Source organism: Falsiroseomonas ponticola, from assembly GCF_016805305.1.
Classification (GTDB): Bacteria; Pseudomonadota; Alphaproteobacteria; order Acetobacterales; family Acetobacteraceae; genus Falsiroseomonas; species Falsiroseomonas ponticola.
Genome location: NZ_JAERQN010000002.1, coordinates 153,703 through 170,885, shown reverse-complemented (window position 1 = coordinate 170,885; position 17,183 = coordinate 153,703). Strand labels below are relative to the sequence as shown.

The window sequence follows — 17,183 nt, the reverse complement described above, 5'->3', positions numbered from 1 at the left end:
GTTCGCGCCAAGCGGAGATTGCGCCGCCCGACTGGTTGCGCGCGCGCATCCTGCATCTGGGGCCGGAGGTGATGGTGCTGGACAAGCCGCATGGCCTGCCGGTCTCGGCCCGCGGCGGGGAGAGCCTGGAGGCGTGGCTGCCGGCGCTCAGGCTCGGCAAGCGGCGGGACCCGCAGCCGGCGCATCGGCTGGACCAGGATACGGCGGGCTGCCTGGTGCTGGGGCGGACGGCGCCGATGCTGGCGCGGATCAACGCGCTGTTCGCGGAGCGCCGCGTGGGCAAGACCTACTGGGCGGTGGTGCGCGGCGGGCCGCGCGAGGATGCCGGCGTGATCGACGCGCGGCTGATGAAGGTCAGCAGCGCGGCCAAGGGCTGGCGGATGGTGGTGGATGCAAAGGGCGATCCCGCGCGCACCGCCTGGCGGGTGCTCGGCCGGGGCGAGGGCGTGGCGCTGCTGGAGATGGCGCCGGAGACGGGGCGGACGCACCAGCTGCGGGTGCATTGCGCGCATCTCGGCTGCCCGATCCTGGGCGATGCGATGTATGGCGGCGGCCCGGGCGCGCTGCATCTGCTGGCGCGGGCGATCGAATTGCCGCTCGATCCCCCTCTGCGGGTGGAGGCGCCGGTGCCCGACCACATGCGCGCGGCAGTGGCGCGCTGCCGGGGTTAGGCTGGCGGGAAGAGCGCGCTTTCGAGGTCCTCGATGGTGAAGTCGGGGTTCGCCAGGGCGTCGAGGGGAATGGCCCCGCCCTCCGGCAGCGGCTGCGGCGGTGTCGTGAAGCGCTGCCAGGGCAGGCGCTTCCGCGCATAGGCCAGCGCACCCGGCAGGTCGATCACCTGCGCCATGGAGGGGCGATACGCCTCCTGCGCCTGGATCAGGAAATCCGCGGCATCGACGCGCCATTTCCGCGTCGCCGGATGCCCCGGCCAGGCCCGGCACTTCATGAGGTGCAGGACGGATTGCACGAGCAGCGACCGTGCCGCTTCCAGCTGGCTGCGCCCCACGCTCTCGATCTCCTCGATCACCTTCTCCCAATCGAGGTCGTTGACGCGCTCCCCCGCGCGCAGGCGGCGCAGGCGGTCGGCCTGTTGCAGGGACCAGGTGTAGGTATCGGTGCGCCAGAGGTCGTCGGGCATGGCTGCCTCCTGCCCCCGAATGTAGGGGCGCCGGCGCGCTACCGCACGCGCAATTCGGCCCGCGGGCTACCGCACGCGCAATTCGGACCTTGCGGCGACGCCATCCGCATCCAGCACCGTGATGCGGTAGAAGCCGGGGCCGGGGGGGGTCCAGGCGGCCTCCCGCCTTGCCCGCTCATGCGCCAGGGGCGCGCCATCGACCAGGAAGGTCAGCGGGCGGCGGCCGCCGGTGGCGCGCAAGGTCACGGGCCCGGCCCCTTCGGCCAGCACGGCGCCGGGCATGGGGAAGAGCAGGCGCAGCCGGTCCGCGGCCTCCGCAAAGGGCTGCGCGGCGGGGCGGATATGGAGGGGCTGGCGCGGTGCCGCGGGCAGCAGGGCGAAGGTGCGGGCCAGCACCGGCAGGGCGGCGGCGCGCCCGGTCAGGCCGGGGATGGGCGTGCCATCCGGCCGCCCCACCCAGACCCCCGCGACATGGCGCTGGTCGAGCCCGAGCGCCCAGGCATCCCGCCCGCCCCAGCTGGTGCCGGTCTTCCAGGCCACCCCCTCCGGCCCGCCGCCCGGGAAGGGCTGCACCAATATGCCCGCCACGGCGGCGGCGGCGTGGGGGACCAGCACCTCGGTCCGCGGCGCCGGCGGGCCGGGCAGCGCGGTCAGGGGGGCGGCGCGGCCGGCATCGCCCAGCACGGCGTGCAGCGCCACCAGCTCCCGCAGCGTCGTGCCGGCGCCGCCCAGTGCCAGGGGCAGGCTCGGCTCCGCACCGGGCGGCAGGCGGGGCGGGCTGCCGGCGGCCTTCAGCGCGGCGGCGTAGCGCAGCGCGCCCAATTCCTGCAGCAGCGCCACCGCGGGCAGGTTGAGGGACTGGCGCAGCGCATCGGCGGCGGTCACGCGCCCTGTGAATTCGCGGGCGAAATTCTCCGGCGCATAGCTCCCGAACCGCAGCGCGATGTCGCTGACCACCGTGTCCGGCCGCGCAACGCCCGCCTCGAAGGCCATGGCGTAGAGGAAGGGCTTCTGGGCGGAGCCCGGGGAGCGGATGGCGCGCGTGAGGTCCAGCATGCCGGCGCGGCTCTCCACGCCGAAGCTGCCGCCGACCAGGGCACGGATCTCCCGCGTCGCCGCATCGGCGACGACCAGGGCCATCGCGGCGCGGTCCGGCAGGCCGCGCAGCGCCTCCTCCGCCAGGCGTTCCGCCGCGCGCTGCAGGTCGCGGTCGAGGGTGGTGGCGATGCGGGCGCCGGGCGGCGCAGCCCGGGAAACCTCCCGCGCCAGGTGCGGCGCCAGGCGGGGCATGGGCAGGCGGCGGGCGGGGACGGGTTCCGCCAGCGCCACAGCGCGTTCATCGGCGTTGACGGCGCCCGCCCCGGCGGCGCGGGCCAGCAGCACGGCGTCCCGCGCGCGGCGGGCGGCCTCCGGGTGGCGGTCGGGGCGCAGCGCCTCCGGCCGCCTTGCCAGCGCCACCAGCAGCGCGGCCTCGGCGGCATCGAGCTGCGCGGGGGGACGGCCGAACCAGGCGAGCGATCCCGCGCGCAGCCCCTCCAGGTTGCCGCCCTGCGGCGCCAGGGTCAGCCAGATCCCCAGGATCTCGTCCTTGGTGAAGCGGGCTTCCAGCTGGAGCGCGCGGGCGATCTCGATGAGCTTCGATCGCAGCGTGCGCGGCCGCGGCTCCAGCAGCCTCGCCGCCTGCATGGTGAGGGTCGAGCCGCCCGAGACCACCCGCCCCGCCCGCACCCACTGCATGGCGGCGCGGGCCAGCGCCACCGGATCGACACCGGGGTGCCAGCGGAAGCGCCGGTCCTCCGCGGCGACCAGCATGGCGAGGAGGTGCGGCGGCACATCCGCGGCCGCGGTCGGCAGCCGCCAGGTGCCGCCGGGGGCGGGCAGGACGGAGAGCGTCCTCCCCTGCCCGTCCAGCACCTCGACGCCCGCGGTCAGGCGGGAGAGGTCCGGCGGCAGCGCCCGGTCGGCAGCGAAAACCGCCGCGCCCAGCGCCGCCGCCGCGAGAAACCAGCGCCTCATCAATCCGCCGGCAGCACCACGATCCGCGCCGCGTTCTGGCGCGCGAAGATTCCGGGGCGGTACATGTCCTGCGCCTCCAGCCCCGGCAGTTCGAAGCGCCCCGCCGTCACGGCGCGCAGCCGCACCGCGAGGCGCGCCAGCGGCTGTTCCGGCGTCAGCTCCACCGCCGCCGCGAAGCGGTCATCCCGCGCGGGCTGCGATTCCGGCACGGTGAGCGTGCCGAGGAAGGGCATCCCCGGCACGTCGCCCGGGCCGAGCCGGCCCGCGATCTCCCACCCCGCGGGCAGGCCCTGGGTGACCATGGCCTGCATGCGTTCATTGGTGGTGTTGCGCGCCTCCACCAGCAGGATGAGGGAGGCGCCGGCCCGCAGCGTGTCCAGGTTCACGGGCTGGCCGGCCAGATCGTAGAAGCGCCGCGCCACCCGCATGCCCTGCGCCGCCGCCGGCAGGGGGGAGGTCGGCACGCCGGTGATGGAAACGGCCTGCGCCACCGCCGCATCGCCCCGGTTGCGGGCGGTGGTCGGCGCCGTCAGGGCCATGGTCACGATGGGCTGCACCGGCTGGTCCCGGTCACCGACCGTGATGCGGATGGGGCGGCCGTCGCGCCCCAGCACGAAGGCGGCCGCCACGGCCCAGGCCTGTTCCTGGGTATTGGTGGCGGCGGGGGTCAGGTCCGCCCCCGGCAGCCGTGCCATCAGCGCCGGCATGCGGTCCTGCGCCACGCCGGATTCGCGCAGCAGCAGGGCGGTGGCCAGCGTGTCCCGCACCGCGCTGCCATAGTCGCCATACCAGACATTCCGGGCGGGGCTCGCCAGCGCGGCGGCGAAGATCGCCTCCGCCCTTCCGCGATCGCCCGCGCGGGCGAAGGTGGCGGCGAGCTGCGCGCGGGCCAGCGGCGTCGGCAGCTGGTCCAGCTGCTCCGCCAGGCGCCGCGCGGCGCCCAGCCGGTTGCGGCCGGCCAGCGCCAGGACATGGAGGCGGTAGGCCTGGGCGGCGCGTTCCTCCGGCGTATCGGGGGTGTATTCCAGATCCTCCTCCGCCGCCCGCAGCGCCGCGGCCAGCGCCGCTTCCGGCACCGGGGCATTGGCGGCGCGGGCGCGCAGCAGCGCCTCCGTCGCATAGAGGCTGGCCCAGGGGTGGACGTTGCTCTCCGCCGTCCAGAAGCCGAAGCGCCCGTCGAAGCGCTGGCGGTCGAGCACGGAGGCGATGGCCCGGCCGAGCAGGGCCTGGTCCTCCTGCGCCGTATCGGCATTGGCGGGCGCGTAGGACAGCGCGAGGACGCGGGAGGAGGCCTGTTCCAGGCAGTCCAGCGGGAAGCCCCGCAGCGCCCGCAGCAGCGCCTGCGGGTCGTAGCGCACCGGCGCGCCCCAGGTGGCGGTGGCGCGCCAGGTGCCCGCGATGAAGCGGTCGGCGGGCAGCGCGACGGGCGCGGCCTCGTTCACCGAAAGCCCCGTGACGGCGACCTCCGTCACGGGGGGGCGGGAGGAGCGGATGGTGATGGTGCTCTCTCGCTCCACGGAGAAGCCGCCCGGGCCGGTGACGGCGAGGCGGAGCGTGCCCTCCCCGGCCCTGGTGCCGCGCAGCGTGGTGAAGGGCGCGGCGCGGGCGCCGGTGGCGAGCGACTGGTCGAGCCGCGCGGGGCCGGCGAGTTCGATGGCCCCTGTCGCCGTCAGCGTCGCAGTGAAGGTGCCGGCGGGCAGTTCGATGTTGTGCAGCAGGAGCGGCAGCCGGGCCTCGTCACCGGGCGCCAGGAAGCGGGGCAGCATCGCCTCCGCCACCGCCTGGTCGCGCACCGTCAGGGGGCGGGACGCGTTGCCGATGCGGTTGCCGTCCCAGGCCACGACCATCAGCCGCAGCTCGCCCGCGAAATCCGGCAGGTCGAGCGGCACGGTGGCGGTGCCGTCCGGTGCCACCGTGACGGCGCCGCTGAACAGCGCCACCAGGCGCTGCGGGATGTTCTGCATCGCCGCCCCATCCATGCCGTCGCCGCCCTGGCGCAGCACGGCGGCCTCGCCCTCCGCGGGGGCGATCAGGCGCCCGTAATCGTCGCGGATGTCGAGCCCGAGGCGGCGCCGCGCCAGGAAATGCGCGACGGGGTCGGGGGAGGCGAAATTGGTGATGCGGAGGATGCCCTCATCCACCGCGGCCAGCGTGACCATGGCGGAGCCGGTCGCGCCCGTGAGGCGCAGCGGCACCTCGATCCGCGTGCGGGGGCGGGCGAGCGGGGGCGTCTCGATCGCGACCTCCATCCGCCGCGCGGCGGGGTCGAGGCCGATCCAGGCCAGGCCCAGCGCGCGGGCGGGTCGGCCGGCGGGGGCATTGCCCGGCCGGAAGACCGTGACGGCGACATGCGCGCCCGGCCCCCAGGCGGCATCGACGGGGATGGAGATTTCGGCGCCGGCTTCCGGCACCTCGATCTCCTGCGTCGAGAGCAGGCGGTCCGTCAGCACGGCGACGCTGGCGCGGCCGGCGAAGGGCGGCGTGATGCGGAGCCGCGCCGTCTCCCCGGCCGCATAGGCGCGGCGGTCGGCGGCGACATCGACGCGGTCCGGCACCTCCGCGGCCTCGGCCTGCGCCCAGCCCGCGCGGAAGCGGTAGCTGGCGATGGCGAGCCCGCTGGGTTCCGTGACCTCGATCCGGTAGCGGCCGAAGCCGAGGGTGCGGGCGAAGCGGCCGGGCTGGCCGGGGGCGACGCGGATCTCCGTGCTGTCCACCGGCTCGTCCCGCCACACCGTCTCATAGCGGGCCAGGCGTTCGCGGACGACGATCCGCCAATCCGGGCGTTCGCGCACCAGGCGCACGCGCAGCGTGGCGGGGATGGCGGCGCCGTCGGGGTTGACGGCGGCGATGTCGAAGGCGGCTTCCGCGCCGTCATTCACCGCGCCCCCCTCGAAGGCCGGGCGGATGGCGAGCAGCGTGCCGGCGGCGCGGACGGGCAGCGACAGGCGCGCGCCGCTGGTGCGGCCGCCGGGGTCGGCCATCAGCACGGTGATGTCGGCCTTCACCGGGCGCGTCGTGTCGGGGGCGGCGGGGAGGAGCAGGGTGGCGCGGGCGCGACCCTCGGCATCCGTCTCCGGGATGTCGGCGGTGATGAGGTCGGGGGCGAAGCTCTCCTCCATCAGGCCGAAGCGCCAGCCGCGCCAGGCCTCGAAGGGCTGCGGGTCCGTGGACAGGCGGAGTTCCGCGCTGCCGGTCAGGCCGGAGCCCGGCGCGCCATAGAGGAAGCGGGCGAGGACCGGGAGTTCCAGCGGGCGGCCCGGCACGATCTGGCCGGTGACGGGGCCGGCCGTGACCTCCAGCCGTTCGGGGACGAAGGCATCGACGCGGAAGCTGGCGGTGCCGATGGGGGGTGCGTCGGGGTCGGCCAGCACCTCCACCGTCCAGGCGCCGACCGGGGCGGTGGCGGAGAGCGTGACGGGCGCCACGAAGGCGGCGCCGGCGACGCGGCTCGGCACGCTCTCGAAAAACACCTGGCCATTCGGGCGCTTGATGCGCAGACGGGCCGGCAGGTCCACGGGCTGGCCGCCGCCATCGCGCAGCAGGGCGCCGATATTCACCACCTCGCCCGGCCGGTAGATGCCACGGTCCAGCCAGACGAAGGCATCGAGCGGCCCGGGATGCGGCGCGCCATCGGCGCCGCGATCCGAGAGGTCGAAGGACGCCGTCTCCAGGTCCAGCGCCGCGAAATCCTCGGTGCCGGCGAAGGCATGGATGGCGACCGGCGCCAGGTTGCCCTGGCCGCGCAGCGCGGCGGCGGCGAAGCGGGCGATGCCGTCGGCGCCGGTCGTGGCCTCGGCCAGGATCTCGTTGTTGCGGGCGAGCAGGGAGAGCTTCACCTCGGCCCGCGGGCGCGCATCGGTGAAGCCGCGCACCTGCAAGGCGATGCCCTGCGGCCCGCGCCAGGCGGTCAGGCCGAGATCGGTGGCGAGGATCGGCAGGGCGGAGGCCGTGCCGCGCCCCTGCCCATCCCCCGGCCGCGCCACCAGCACATAGAGGCCCGGGCCGGCATTGCGCACGGCGTCGGGCAAAGGCAGGGCGTTGCGGCTGGTGCGGTTGGGCGTGGTGGCCGGCAATTCGGCCCGGCCTTCCCAGATCACGCGGCCCATATCCTCCGCCATGTATTCCGCCGCGTATTCCTCCATCTGCTGGCCCGGGCGCCAGTCCCGCGTCAGCGGCACCAAATTGCGTTCCGTGACGCGGATGAGGCGGAGCGAGAGGGCGGTGACGTTGACGGTCGCGACCGTCACGCGCGGTTCCTGGCCGCGCGGCAGCAGGAAGGCGCGGTTGTCGAAGGCGATGCGGGCGGTGCGGTTGGGCATCGCCACGTTCAGGGCCGTATCCCGCAGCAGGCGCAGCCCATCCTCCCCGGGCAGGCCGGCGCGCAAGGTGAGGCGCGTGGTGGCGCCCCAGGGCAGGCCCGCGACGCAGAGCGCATCCCCTTCCCGCACCACCGAGAGGCCCGGAATGGCGGGTTCCGCGCGGACCCAGTCCTGCGGCTGCCAGTCATTGCGCCGCGCGGGGGCGACGGTGAAGTCGAGGCAGGCGCGCGCGGGCTCGGCATCCGGCTCCGTCCGGAAGCGGCGGACCAGCAGGCCGGCGGCGCGGCGGGCGGCGGCAAGCGCCTCGCGGTGGCGGGCATCCTCCGGCGCGCGTTCCACCACCGCCTCCAGCGCCTGCAGCTGCAGCGCGGGCTGGTCGAGGCGGCGCAGCGCCTCCGCCATCACGACCAGGGAGGGGATTTCCGGCGCGCCGCCGGGCACCAGCATGAAGGCCTGCCAGCCGGCCTGGAGCGCGCGGTTGGCCTCGGCCGGGTTGCGGCGAAGCTGGGCGTTCGCCAGCGCCATCCAGTGGTCGGCGGTGGCCTGGCCGGTGCCGATCCGCTCCTCCCAGGCCGTGGCCGCCGCCGCCCAGTCGTTGCGGGCTTCCGCAGCGCGGGCGCGGGTCTCCGCCTGGGACCGCTGCTGGGGGGTTCCGCCGGCGGGGAAGCGGCGGGTCAGGGAGGATTCGTAGCGCTGCGCGTCGCCGGAGAGGCCCGGCAGTTCGAAGGCCAGGACCCCGGACGGCAGCAGCCAGCCCAGCAGCAGCAGCAGCAGCAGGGGCAGCAGGCGGCGGAAGGACATTCGTGGCTCCGTGCGGGCGGCGTTTGCGGGGAGCATGGCACGGCGCCGCGGGGCGCGGCAGCGACGAAAGGGTTACGCGCGTTTCGCGCCGCCCTGGTGCCCGGAAACCCGCGCCCCGGCATCGGCCGGCAGGCGCGCCACGCCGAGGAAGGAGGCCAGCATCACCAGCCCCGCGATGAGGAAGCCCAGCTGGAATTCCCAGAGCTGCGGCGTGGCCTGGCCGCTGGCCCACATCCCCGCCTCCAGCGACAGCGACCCCAGCACCACGCCCAGCGCCACGGAGAATTGCTGGATGGTGCCGGACATGGCGGTGGCGGCGGCCAGCTTCTCCTGCGGCACATCGGCGAAGGAGAGGGTGGCCATGGAGGTGAATTGCAGGGAGCGCGACAGGCCGCCCAATGCCAGCACCGCGAAGATCGCGACCATCGGCCAGGCGGGGGTGAAGGCGGCGCAGACCGCGACGCCGGCCGAGGCGAGGACGACATTGACCATCAGGATGCGCCGGAAGCCGAAGCGGCGCAGCAGCGGGCGGATCATCGGCTTCATCAGGATGGCGCCGAGCGCGGTGGCGAAGGTCACCAGCCCGCTGCCCCCGGCCGAGAGCCCGAAGACGAGCTGCAGCGACAGCGGCAGCAGGAAGGGCACAGCCCCCGCGCCGGCGCGGAACAGCGTGCCGCTGACCATGGGCACGCCGAAGCTGCGGACCGAGAGCAGGGAGAGATCGACCGCCGGGCGGACGGAGGCGCGGGAATGCAGCACGGCGGCGATGCTGGCCATCAGCCCGGCCAGGATCATCGCCCCCGTCGCCCAGCCCGGCACGACGCCGCGGCCGATCGTCTCCAGCCCCGAGACCAGCAGCGCGAGTGCCAGGCCCCAGAGCGTCAGGCCCTTGGCATCGAGCGGCCCGGGGTCCTGGCGCTCCACCTCCGGGATGAAGCGCCAGACCAGGGCCAGGCCGAGCAGGCCGACGGGCAGGTTGATCCAGAACACCGCGCGCCAGGAGACGGCATCGGTCAGCAACCCGCCGAGCGGCGGGCCGCAGACCGGGCCGAGCAGGGCCGGCATGGTCAGCCAGGTCATGGCCGTCAGCAGTTCCTCCTTTCGCACGCGGCGGAGCAGGAGCAGGCGGCCGACCGGCACCATCATGGCGCCGCCGATACCCTGCAGGATGCGCGCCGCGACCAGCGATCCCATGCCCTGGGACAGGCCGACCAGGGCGGAGGCGGCGGTGAAGACGATGATGGCCGCCATGAAGACGCGGCGCGGCCCGAAGCGGTCCGCCACCCAGCCGGAGACGGGGATGAAGACGCAGAGCGCCACGAGGTAGGAGGTGATGGCGACGGAGAGATGCACGGCATCCACGCCGAGGTCCCGCGCCATGGCGGGCAGCGCGGTGGCGACCACCGAGCTGTCGAGGTTCTGCATGAACAGCGCGGAAGCGACGATGGCCGCGACCGTGCGCGGGTCGCGCTGCGCGGCGGGTGCGCTCACCCGGCCGCCATCCGGCGAAGCTCGGCGCGCTGGATCTTGGGGCCGTTCGGGCCATCCGTGACCGGGAAGGCGTCCAGCGCCACGATCCGGTCGGGCTGCTTGAAGCGCGCCAGGCTGGCGCGGCAGGCGGCCATCACGGCGGCCTCGTCATAGCCATCGTCCGGGATGACGAAGGCGACGGGCTTTCCCTCATGCTCCACCACCTGCGCGGCGGCGACGCCGGGCTGGCTCTGGAGAAAGGCCTCGATCTCCTCCGGGGAGACGAGGAAGCCGCCGAGGCGGAGCGCGTCGCCGCGGCGCGTCACGAAGGCGAAGCCGCCCCCCTCCTGCGCCGTGGCGAGGTCGCCGGTGCGGAACCAGCCATCGGGGGTGCGGGCCCTGGCCGTCGCGGCTTCGTCGCCGAGGTAGCGGTCGAAGAGGGAGGGGCCGCGCAGCAGCAGCTCGCCATCCTCGGCGAGCGTGAAGGCGCCCTCCGCGCTGGCGGGAAGGCCGCCGCCCAGCGCGGCATGCAGGCCCGCGGGGTCCTGCAGGGCGAAGAGGGCCTGGGCCTCGGACGACCCGTAGACGCCGCGCACCGCCAGGTTCAGCGCGGCGGAGGCCTCCATCACGCGCTCCGCCTGGCCGTGGAAATTGGCGAAGCCGGTGAAGGCGAAGGGGGCGTAGGGGCGGCCCTTCGCGGCCTCCGCCAGCTTCAGCAGCAATTCGTCGCCGCCGACCATGTGGGTGATCCATTGCGCGCGGATAGCCGCATCGGCTTCCGCCGCGTCGAAGCGTTCCATGCAGGCGATGACGGCGCCGCCCGCCATGGCGGCCAGCGCGGCGGAGAGCCCGAAGGTGCCGCAGAGCGGGACGGCGGCCAGCAGGGCGGCGCCGGGCTGCGCCGTGCCGATGCGCGCCGCGACATCCGCCGCGTGCCCCGCGATGGAGGCCTGGCGGTGCAGCACCAGCTTCGGCCCGGCCGTGGTGCCGGAGGTGGTGTAGGTGAGGCACTCGGCCTCCGGCGTCGCCAGGTCGGGCGCCTCCGGCGCCGAGAGCAGCGTCGCGCGGCGCTTCACCGGCAGGTCCAGGATGCGGTCCATGCCGCGCCCATCCATCACCAGCACCAGGCGGAGCGAGGCGCGCTGCGCCGGGGGCACGGCTTCCAGCACCGCTTCCGCGTTCACGGCGGGGAAGTCGCGGGCGATGGCGATGGCCTTGGGGGCGGCGCGTTCCAGCAAATTGCCGATCTCGGCCGACCGGAAGCGCGTGTTCAGCAGGATCGCGGTGGCGCCGCGACGGGCCAGGGCCAGCAGCAGCAGCAGGAAATCGGGCCGGTTGGGGAGGAAGATGGCGACGCGGTCGCCGGGCCCGATGCCGGCTTCCGCCAGCCCGCCGGCGAGGTGGCGCACCGCGGCGGCGACCTCCGCCCAGGTCAGGCCGCCCAGCGCCAGCGCATCCGGGCAGCGATGGGCGGTGGCTTCCAGCAGTCGGGAAAGGGTAGCGGGGCGCGGCATCGGCCCATCTTGCGGCGGGCTCAGCGGCGCCGCCAGACCTCCACCAGCCCTTCGCCATCCGGGATGGCCGCGATCCAGTCATAGCCGACCAGCGCGGCCTCGATGGTCGCGCGGGCTTCCGGGCGCACCAGCCACCAGCGGGAGGGGGCGATCACGATGATGCGCGGCGGCAGGGCCAGCACGCGGGCCAGTTCCGCATCCTGGTCGAAGCCGGTCAGCGGCGCGTGCAGCCCGGCCAGATGGGTGGGGAAGGCGAAGCGCGTCGGCGGATCCAGCCCCGCCAGCGCATAGACCACGGGGTGCCAGTTCGCGACATAGAGCGCCTCCCCGGCCGAGACCTCCGCCCGCGCGATGGCGGCGACCTGGGCGGGCGGGTCCGGGATGCGCCAGCCGAAGCCATGGCCGAGGCGCGGCAGCAGCACGGTCGCCACCGGCAGGGCGGCGATGGCGGCGGCCAGCGCCACCACCGCGGCCGCGCGCGTGCCGCGCCGGGCGGCGCGCAGGGCCGCGGCCTCCAGCCCCAGCGCCGCCAGGGCGCAGAGGGGGGGCAGCAGCATCAGGAAGTAGTGGTCGAAATACTTGCCGGGCGCGATCGCCTGCACCGCCGCGGCGCCGAGCCAGGGCAGCAGCAGCGCGGCGCGGCGGAGCGCGGGGCGCGGGGCGAGGGCGAGCAGCGCCGCCGCCGCCAGCAGCCAGAGCAGGAAGCCCAGCACCGCCGCCAGGCCGCGCCGCAGGCCGGGGGAGCCATCCTCCACCGCCGCATAAGTCAGCAGCACGGTGACGTTGCTGTTCCACCATTCCCCGAAGGCGCCCATGGCGGCATAGGCCGCGGCCGTCAGCGCCGTGGGCAGCGCGCAGCCCAGCGCGAAGACCAGCGCCAGCCACAGCACCTGCCGGATGCCCGCCCGCCCTTCCGCCAGCGCCACCCCGGCCAGGGTGAGCCAGAGGGCGGAGGCTTCCAGCCCCACCACCTGCTTGACCCAGAGCGCGCCGCCGAAGCAGAGGCCGCCGAGGAAGACCCGGCCCGGCCGCGGCGCGCGGGGGGACAGCGTCTCCGCCAGGATCAGCGTCGCGCCCGCGACCATGAAGGGGGCGAAGAGGATTTCCGTGTTGGTGGCGAGCCCGCCCAGCACCAGCGTGTGGCAGGCATAGAGCAGCCCGGCCGCGAAGCCGGCCGCCCGGCTGGCCCCGAGGCGGAGGAGCAGGCGCATCAGCAGCAGCGCCGTCGCCGCCACCGCCACCATGCCCGCCAGGCGCAGCGCGAGCAGCGGGCCGGGCACCAGCGCCACCGCGGCGGTCAGCAGGGCGGGCGCGCCGACCGGGTGCATGTCCCACACCGCCAGGTAGGGCCAGCCCCCCTTCAGCCACGCGATGGCCTGGACGAGGTAGAGACCCTCATCCGGATCCACCACGCTGGCGCGCAGCGCGATGGCCCGCAGCAGGACGGGGAGGAGGAGGAGGAGAAGGGGCGCCAGAACCCAGCGCCAGCGCGACCCGATCCGTGGCCGGCTGCCCCTGGCGCCGGTGGCCATCCGCGTGACGAACATCGGGTCCCCATGCCCTTCCGCCCGCCGAAGCGCGCCAGCCCCCCAAAGGTTCGGGAGCGAGATGATCACGGGATCGCGCGCGCCGGACCCTCCCTTGACGCCCCGGCGAGGGGGCGGGACCGTCGCGCCCCATGACCGACATGCCCGATCCCGTGACCCTCGCCGTGCTGGAGAACCGCTTCCGCGCGGTGGTGGAGGAGATGGGGGAGGCGCTGCTGCGCACCGCCACCTCCCAGATCCTCAACTCCTCCCGCGACTTCTCCATTGCGCTCTGCGACGACCAGGCGCGGCTGGTGGCGCAGGCGGACCACATCCCCGTCCATGTCGGCGCCATGCCGCTGGCGGCGAAGGCGGTGCTGGACGCCTTCGGGGACCGGATCGCGCCGGGCGAGTGCTACCTGCTGAACGACCCCTGGCATGGCGGTTCGCACCTGCCGGACCTCACGATCATCCAGCCGGTCTTCGAGGGCGCGATCCTCCGCTTCCTGACCGTCGTGCGTGCGCACCAGTCGGACATCGGCGGCGCGACGCATGGCGGCTACAACCCGGCGGCGTCGGAAATCTGGCAGGAGGGCATCCGCATCCCGCCGATCCGGCTCGGCGAGGGTGACGCGCTGCGCGAGGACCTGGTGCGCATGCTGGCGCTGAACACCCGCATCCCGCGCGACTTCACCGGCGACCTGATGGCGATGTGGGGCGCGGCGCGGCTCGGCGCCAAGCGGATGGATGCGCTGCTGGCGAGCCATGGCGGCGCGAGGCTCGCGGCGGCCGTCGATGCCATCCTCGACCTGTCGGAGGCGCATGCGCGGCGGATCATCGCGGGCTGGGCGGATGGCGACTATGAGGGCCAGGCCGTGCTGGATGATGACGGGCATGGCGTGGAGGACATCACCATCCGCGCGAAGGTGACGAAGCGCGGCGGGCAGGTCTCGGTCGATCTCTCGGGCTCCGACGACCAGGTGCGGGGCTTCGTCAATTCCTCCTGGCCCAACACGCTGTCGGCCGCGCGGATGGCGCTGGCCTATCTGCTGGATCCCGAGGTCGCGAAGAATGACGGCGCCTTCCGCGCGCTGGACCTGGTGGCGCGGGAAGGGTCCGTCGTGAATGCGCGGCCCGGCGCGGCGGTGACGCTCTGCACCAGCCACTGCTCCAACGAGATCGTGGAGGCGATCGTGAAGGCGCTGGCGCCGGCCTGCCCGGACCGCGCCATGGGCGGCTGGGGGCGGCGCTTCCGCGTCGCGATCCAGGGCACGGACCCGCGCCGCGCGGGGCGGCGCTTCGTGTGGCACCTGTTCCATGCGCGGCCGGGCGGCGGCGGGCATGCCAAGGGGGATGGCTGGTCCTCGGTCGGTGAATGGCATTCGGCCGGCGGGCTGAAATTCGGCAGCGTGGAGATGGCGGAGGCGCGCTTTCCGCTGTTCTTCGCGCATCACGAGTTGCGGCCGGGATCGGGCGGCGCGGGGCAGTATCGCGGGGGGCTCGGCGCGGAACTCGATTTGCGGATCGAGACGGCGGGCGAGGCGCGGGCCAACACCGCGGGCGATGGCGTGCGCCATGGCGCGGCCGGCATGCTGGGCGGCGAGGATGGCGCGCCCCACCACTACACGCTGCGCCACGCCGATGGCAGCGAGCGCGACCTGAAGACGAAGGAGGCCGGCGTGGTGCTGCGGCCCGGGGACCGGCTGGTGGTGCGATCCGGCGGCGGCGGCGGCTGGGGCGACAAGGCGGCGCGCGATCCCGCCGCGATCGAGGCCGACAAGCGCGAAGGGCTGGTCTGAGCCATGATGGGTCCCTATCGCATCGGCGTCGATGTCGGCGGCACCTTCACCGACGTGGTCTGCGTGGGCGCGGATGGCGCGACGCTGCTGGCCAAGGCCGCGACCACGCCGGATGACCAGTCCCGCGGCGTGCTGGATGGCCTCTCCGTGCTGGCCGCCATGCTGCATGTCACGGTGGCGGAGATGCTGGAGGTGACGGAGCGCCTGGTGCACGGCACGACCGTCGCCACCAACGCGCTGCTGGAACGCCGCACGGCGCGCATCGGCATGATCACCACCGAGGGGCATCGGGACGTGATCGAGATGCGGGAGGGGCTGAAGCCGGAACGCTACGACCTCCGCCTGCCCGTCCCCCCTGCCCTGGTCCCGCGCCGCCTGCGCCTGCCGCTGCGGGAGCGCATCCGGCCGGATGGCGCGGTGGAGACGGCGCTGGATGCGGCATCGCTGGATGCCGCCATCGCGGCCCTGAAGGCGGAAGGCGTGGCGGGCGTCGCGGTCTGCCTGCTGCATTCCTGGCGCGATCCCGCGCATGAACGCGCGGCCGGCGCGGCGGTGAGCGCGGCGATGCCCGGCGTCTATGTGACGCTGTCTAGCGACGTGCTGCCGCAGATCAAGGAATTCGAGCGCTTCTCCACCACCGTGGTGAACGCTGCCGTCGGTCCCATCGTGGCGGGGTATCTCGCGCGGCTGGAGACAAGGCTGACCGAGGCCGGCTTCCACGGGCCGCTCTTCGTCATCCTCTCCCATGGCGGGGTGGCGCCGGTGGCGGAAGCGGCGCGGCTCGCGGCGGGCACGGCGCTGTCCGGCCCGGCGGGGGGCGTCGCGGCGGGGCTGGCGCTGGCGCGGGCGGGGCTCGGGGACAACCTCGTCACCTTCGATGTGGGCGGGACCTCCACCGATGTGGCGCTGATCGAGGGGGCGGAAGCCGCGCTCGGCCGGGGCCGCGTGGTGGGGGGCGAGCGCATCGCGCTGGAGAGCCTGGATATCGTGACCCTCGGCGCGGGCGGCGGGTCCATCGCCCATGTGGGCGCGGGCGGCATGATGCGGGTCGGGCCGCGCAGCGCGGGCGCCGTGCCGGGGCCGGCCTGCTATGGCGGCGGGGGCGTGGAGCCCGCGGTGACGGACGCCAACCTCGTGCTGGGCTATCTCGACCCCGACCGCTTCCTCGGCGGGGCGCGGAGCCTGGACCGGGCGGCGGCGGAGGCGGCGGTGGACCGGCTGGCGGCGAGGCTCGGCCTGGACCGCCTGGCCTGCGCGGCGGGCATCCATGCGCTGGCCAATGTGGCGATGGCGGATGGCATCCGGGTGGCGACGGTGCGGCGCGGCGTCGATCCGCGCGGCTTCACCCTGCTGAGCTTCGGCGGTGCCGCGGGGCTGCATGCCAGCGCGGTGGCGCGGGACCTCGGCATGGGGCGGGTGGCGGTGCCGCTGCTGGCGGCGGGGCTTTCGGCCTGGGGGATGCTGCAGACGGACCTGCGCTACGAGGTGTCCCGGAGCCTGGTCGGCGCCGCGGGGCTGCCGGACGAGCCCGCGATCCGCGCGCTGTTCGCCGAGTTGGAGGCGGCGGCGCGGGCGCGCATGGCGCAGTGGATGGCGGGCGATCCCGCCATCCGCCGCAGCGCCGACATGCGCTACGGGGAACAGGTTTTCGAGGTCGGCGTGCCGCTGGACGCCGTGGACTGGGACGCGGAAGGGCTGCCCGCGGCGCTGGCCGAGGCTTTCCACGCGCGGCATGAGGCGCTGTTCACCTATGCGCTGCGCGGCGAGGAGGTGGTGCTGGTGACGGCGCGCGTGGCCGCGGTGGGCCGGCTGCCCCCCCTGCCCGCGCCCCTGCTGCCGGAGGTGCCGCCCGCCGCGCCCATCGCGACGCGCCGCGCCTTCGTGGCGGGCGCCATGGCCGAGCTGCCGGTATTCGCCTTCACGGCGCTCGCCCCCGGCCAGCCCGTGCCCGGCCCGGCGATCGTGGAGAGCGACACGACGACGGTGCTGCTGCTGCCCGGCGATGTGGCGCGGCTGGATGCGCGCGGCTGGCTGGAGGTGGTGGTCGGCTGACGACGGTCCAGGGGCGTCACGCCCCTGGCGGTAGGGGTCCGGGGAAGGCGGCGCCTTCCCCGGGACTCACCCCTTCGCGTAGTGCAGCACCGTCTCCCCCGGCGCGGCGGTCGCCACCACCACGGCCATGGCCGGGTCCGCGCCGGGCTGCTCGGCCATCCAGCCGCTCCAGAGCCCTTCCAGCACCGCGCCGATCCAGCTGCCTTCCGCATCCGCCCCCGTGCCGATGGCGGGCGCGGCCAGGTGGGTGATGACCAGGCGCCGCGCTTCCGTATCCACCGCCAGGCGGCAGAAGCCCCATTCGGCGCCGGCCAGCACGTCGTTCACCTGGGCTTCCAGCCCCGACAGCGTGTCGCAATGGCGCAGCGGCATCGCCTCCGCCATCCGGCGGCCGATGATGTGCATCAGGGAGGCGCGGCCCGCCTCGTCCAGATGCGCGTCCAGCGTTTCCACCAGCGCGCGCAGGAAGGCGCGCCATTGGGTGGAGACGCCGCGCCTTGCCAGGTAGGCGGCGGTCAGCGCATCCGCCGGGGTCTTCTCGTTCATGC

The 17,183-nt window shown here is 75.0% G+C and carries 10 protein-coding genes; 3 read left to right on the top strand and 7 right to left on the bottom strand.

The annotated features are described in order from the left end of the window. Window positions 1-35: 35 nt before the first annotated feature. Window positions 36-671, top strand: a complete 636-nt coding sequence (locus JJI54_RS08340) for an RluA family pseudouridine synthase (protein WP_226381569.1) — start codon at window positions 36-38, stop codon at window positions 669-671. On the opposite strand, the gene JJI54_RS08335 is transcribed toward JJI54_RS08340, so the two are convergent. The 6 genes from JJI54_RS08335 to JJI54_RS08310 all read right to left on the bottom strand — a co-directional run bounded on the left by JJI54_RS08335 (window position 668) and on the right by JJI54_RS08310 (window position 12,805). After that, window positions 668-1,138, bottom strand: coding sequence for a DUF29 family protein (locus JJI54_RS08335; protein WP_203072505.1), 471 nt, complete (start codon window positions 1,136-1,138; stop codon window positions 668-670). The genes JJI54_RS08340 and JJI54_RS08335 overlap by 4 nt on opposite strands. 66 nt (window positions 1,139-1,204) lie before the next feature. Then, window positions 1,205-3,154 (bottom strand): penicillin-binding protein 1C, encoded by a 1,950-nt coding sequence (pbpC, locus tag JJI54_RS08330; RefSeq protein WP_203072504.1) that lies wholly within the window; start codon window positions 3,152-3,154, stop codon window positions 1,205-1,207. Beyond that, window positions 3,154-8,274 carry an alpha-2-macroglobulin family protein gene (locus tag JJI54_RS32615; protein WP_203072503.1) on the bottom strand — a complete coding sequence of 1,707 codons (5,121 nt, stop codon included), beginning with the start codon at window positions 8,272-8,274 and terminating at the stop codon, window positions 3,154-3,156. Before JJI54_RS32615 ends, pbpC begins: the two co-directional genes overlap by 1 nt. A 72-nt stretch (window positions 8,275-8,346) precedes the next feature. Beyond that, window positions 8,347-9,765: a DHA2 family efflux MFS transporter permease subunit gene (locus JJI54_RS08320; RefSeq protein WP_318987466.1), complete on the bottom strand. Its 1,419-nt coding sequence runs from the start codon at window positions 9,763-9,765 to the stop codon at window positions 8,347-8,349. After that, window positions 9,762-11,258 (bottom strand): AMP-binding protein, encoded by a 1,497-nt coding sequence (locus JJI54_RS08315; protein ID WP_203072502.1) that lies wholly within the window; start codon window positions 11,256-11,258, stop codon window positions 9,762-9,764. Before JJI54_RS08315 ends, JJI54_RS08320 begins: the two co-directional genes overlap by 4 nt. Window positions 11,259-11,278: 20 nt before the next feature. Next, the gene (locus JJI54_RS08310) at window positions 11,279-12,805 is read right to left on the bottom strand and encodes a hypothetical protein (RefSeq protein ID WP_203072501.1); all 1,527 of its coding nucleotides are present in this window, start codon (window positions 12,803-12,805) and stop codon (window positions 11,279-11,281) included. A 131-nt stretch (window positions 12,806-12,936) separates the two neighbouring features. Between JJI54_RS08310 and JJI54_RS08305 the strand changes: the two genes are divergently transcribed. After that, window positions 12,937-14,583, top strand: coding sequence for a hydantoinase B/oxoprolinase family protein (locus tag JJI54_RS08305; protein WP_226381568.1), 1,647 nt, complete (start codon window positions 12,937-12,939; stop codon window positions 14,581-14,583). Window positions 14,584-14,586: 3 nt separating this feature from the next. After that, window positions 14,587-16,635 carry a hydantoinase/oxoprolinase family protein gene (locus tag JJI54_RS08300; protein ID WP_226381567.1) on the top strand — a complete coding sequence of 683 codons (2,049 nt, stop codon included), beginning with the start codon at window positions 14,587-14,589 and terminating at the stop codon, window positions 16,633-16,635. A gap of 66 nt (window positions 16,636-16,701) precedes the next feature. Here JJI54_RS08300 and bcsD read toward each other — a convergent pair whose 3' ends face one another. Next, a complete protein-coding gene (gene bcsD, locus JJI54_RS08295; protein WP_203072500.1) occupies window positions 16,702-17,181 on the bottom strand; it encodes a cellulose biosynthesis protein BcsD in 480 nt (159 codons plus the stop codon). Between the last annotated feature and the right edge of the window lie 2 nt (window positions 17,182-17,183).

Excerpts from the sequence above, each read along its gene's own strand:
- JJI54_RS08300 (WP_226381567.1), top strand. The coding sequence starts at position 14,587 with ATGATGGGTCCCTATCGCATCGGCGTCGATGTCGGCGGCACCTTCACC.
- JJI54_RS08305 (WP_226381568.1), top strand. The coding sequence starts at position 12,937 with ATGACCGACATGCCCGATCCCGTGACCCTCGCCGTGCTGGAGAACCGC.
- JJI54_RS08310 (WP_203072501.1), bottom strand. The coding sequence starts at position 12,805 with ATGTTCGTCACGCGGATGGCCACCGGCGCCAGGGGCAGCCGGCCACGG.
- bcsD (WP_203072500.1), bottom strand. The coding sequence starts at position 17,181 with ATGAACGAGAAGACCCCGGCGGATGCGCTGACCGCCGCCTACCTGGCA.
- JJI54_RS08315 (WP_203072502.1), bottom strand. The coding sequence starts at position 11,258 with ATGCCGCGCCCCGCTACCCTTTCCCGACTGCTGGAAGCCACCGCCCAT.
- JJI54_RS08335 (WP_203072505.1), bottom strand. The coding sequence starts at position 1,138 with ATGCCCGACGACCTCTGGCGCACCGATACCTACACCTGGTCCCTGCAA.
- pbpC (WP_203072504.1), bottom strand. The coding sequence starts at position 3,154 with ATGAGGCGCTGGTTTCTCGCGGCGGCGGCGCTGGGCGCGGCGGTTTTC.
- JJI54_RS32615 (WP_203072503.1), bottom strand. The coding sequence starts at position 8,274 with ATGTCCTTCCGCCGCCTGCTGCCCCTGCTGCTGCTGCTGCTGCTGGGC.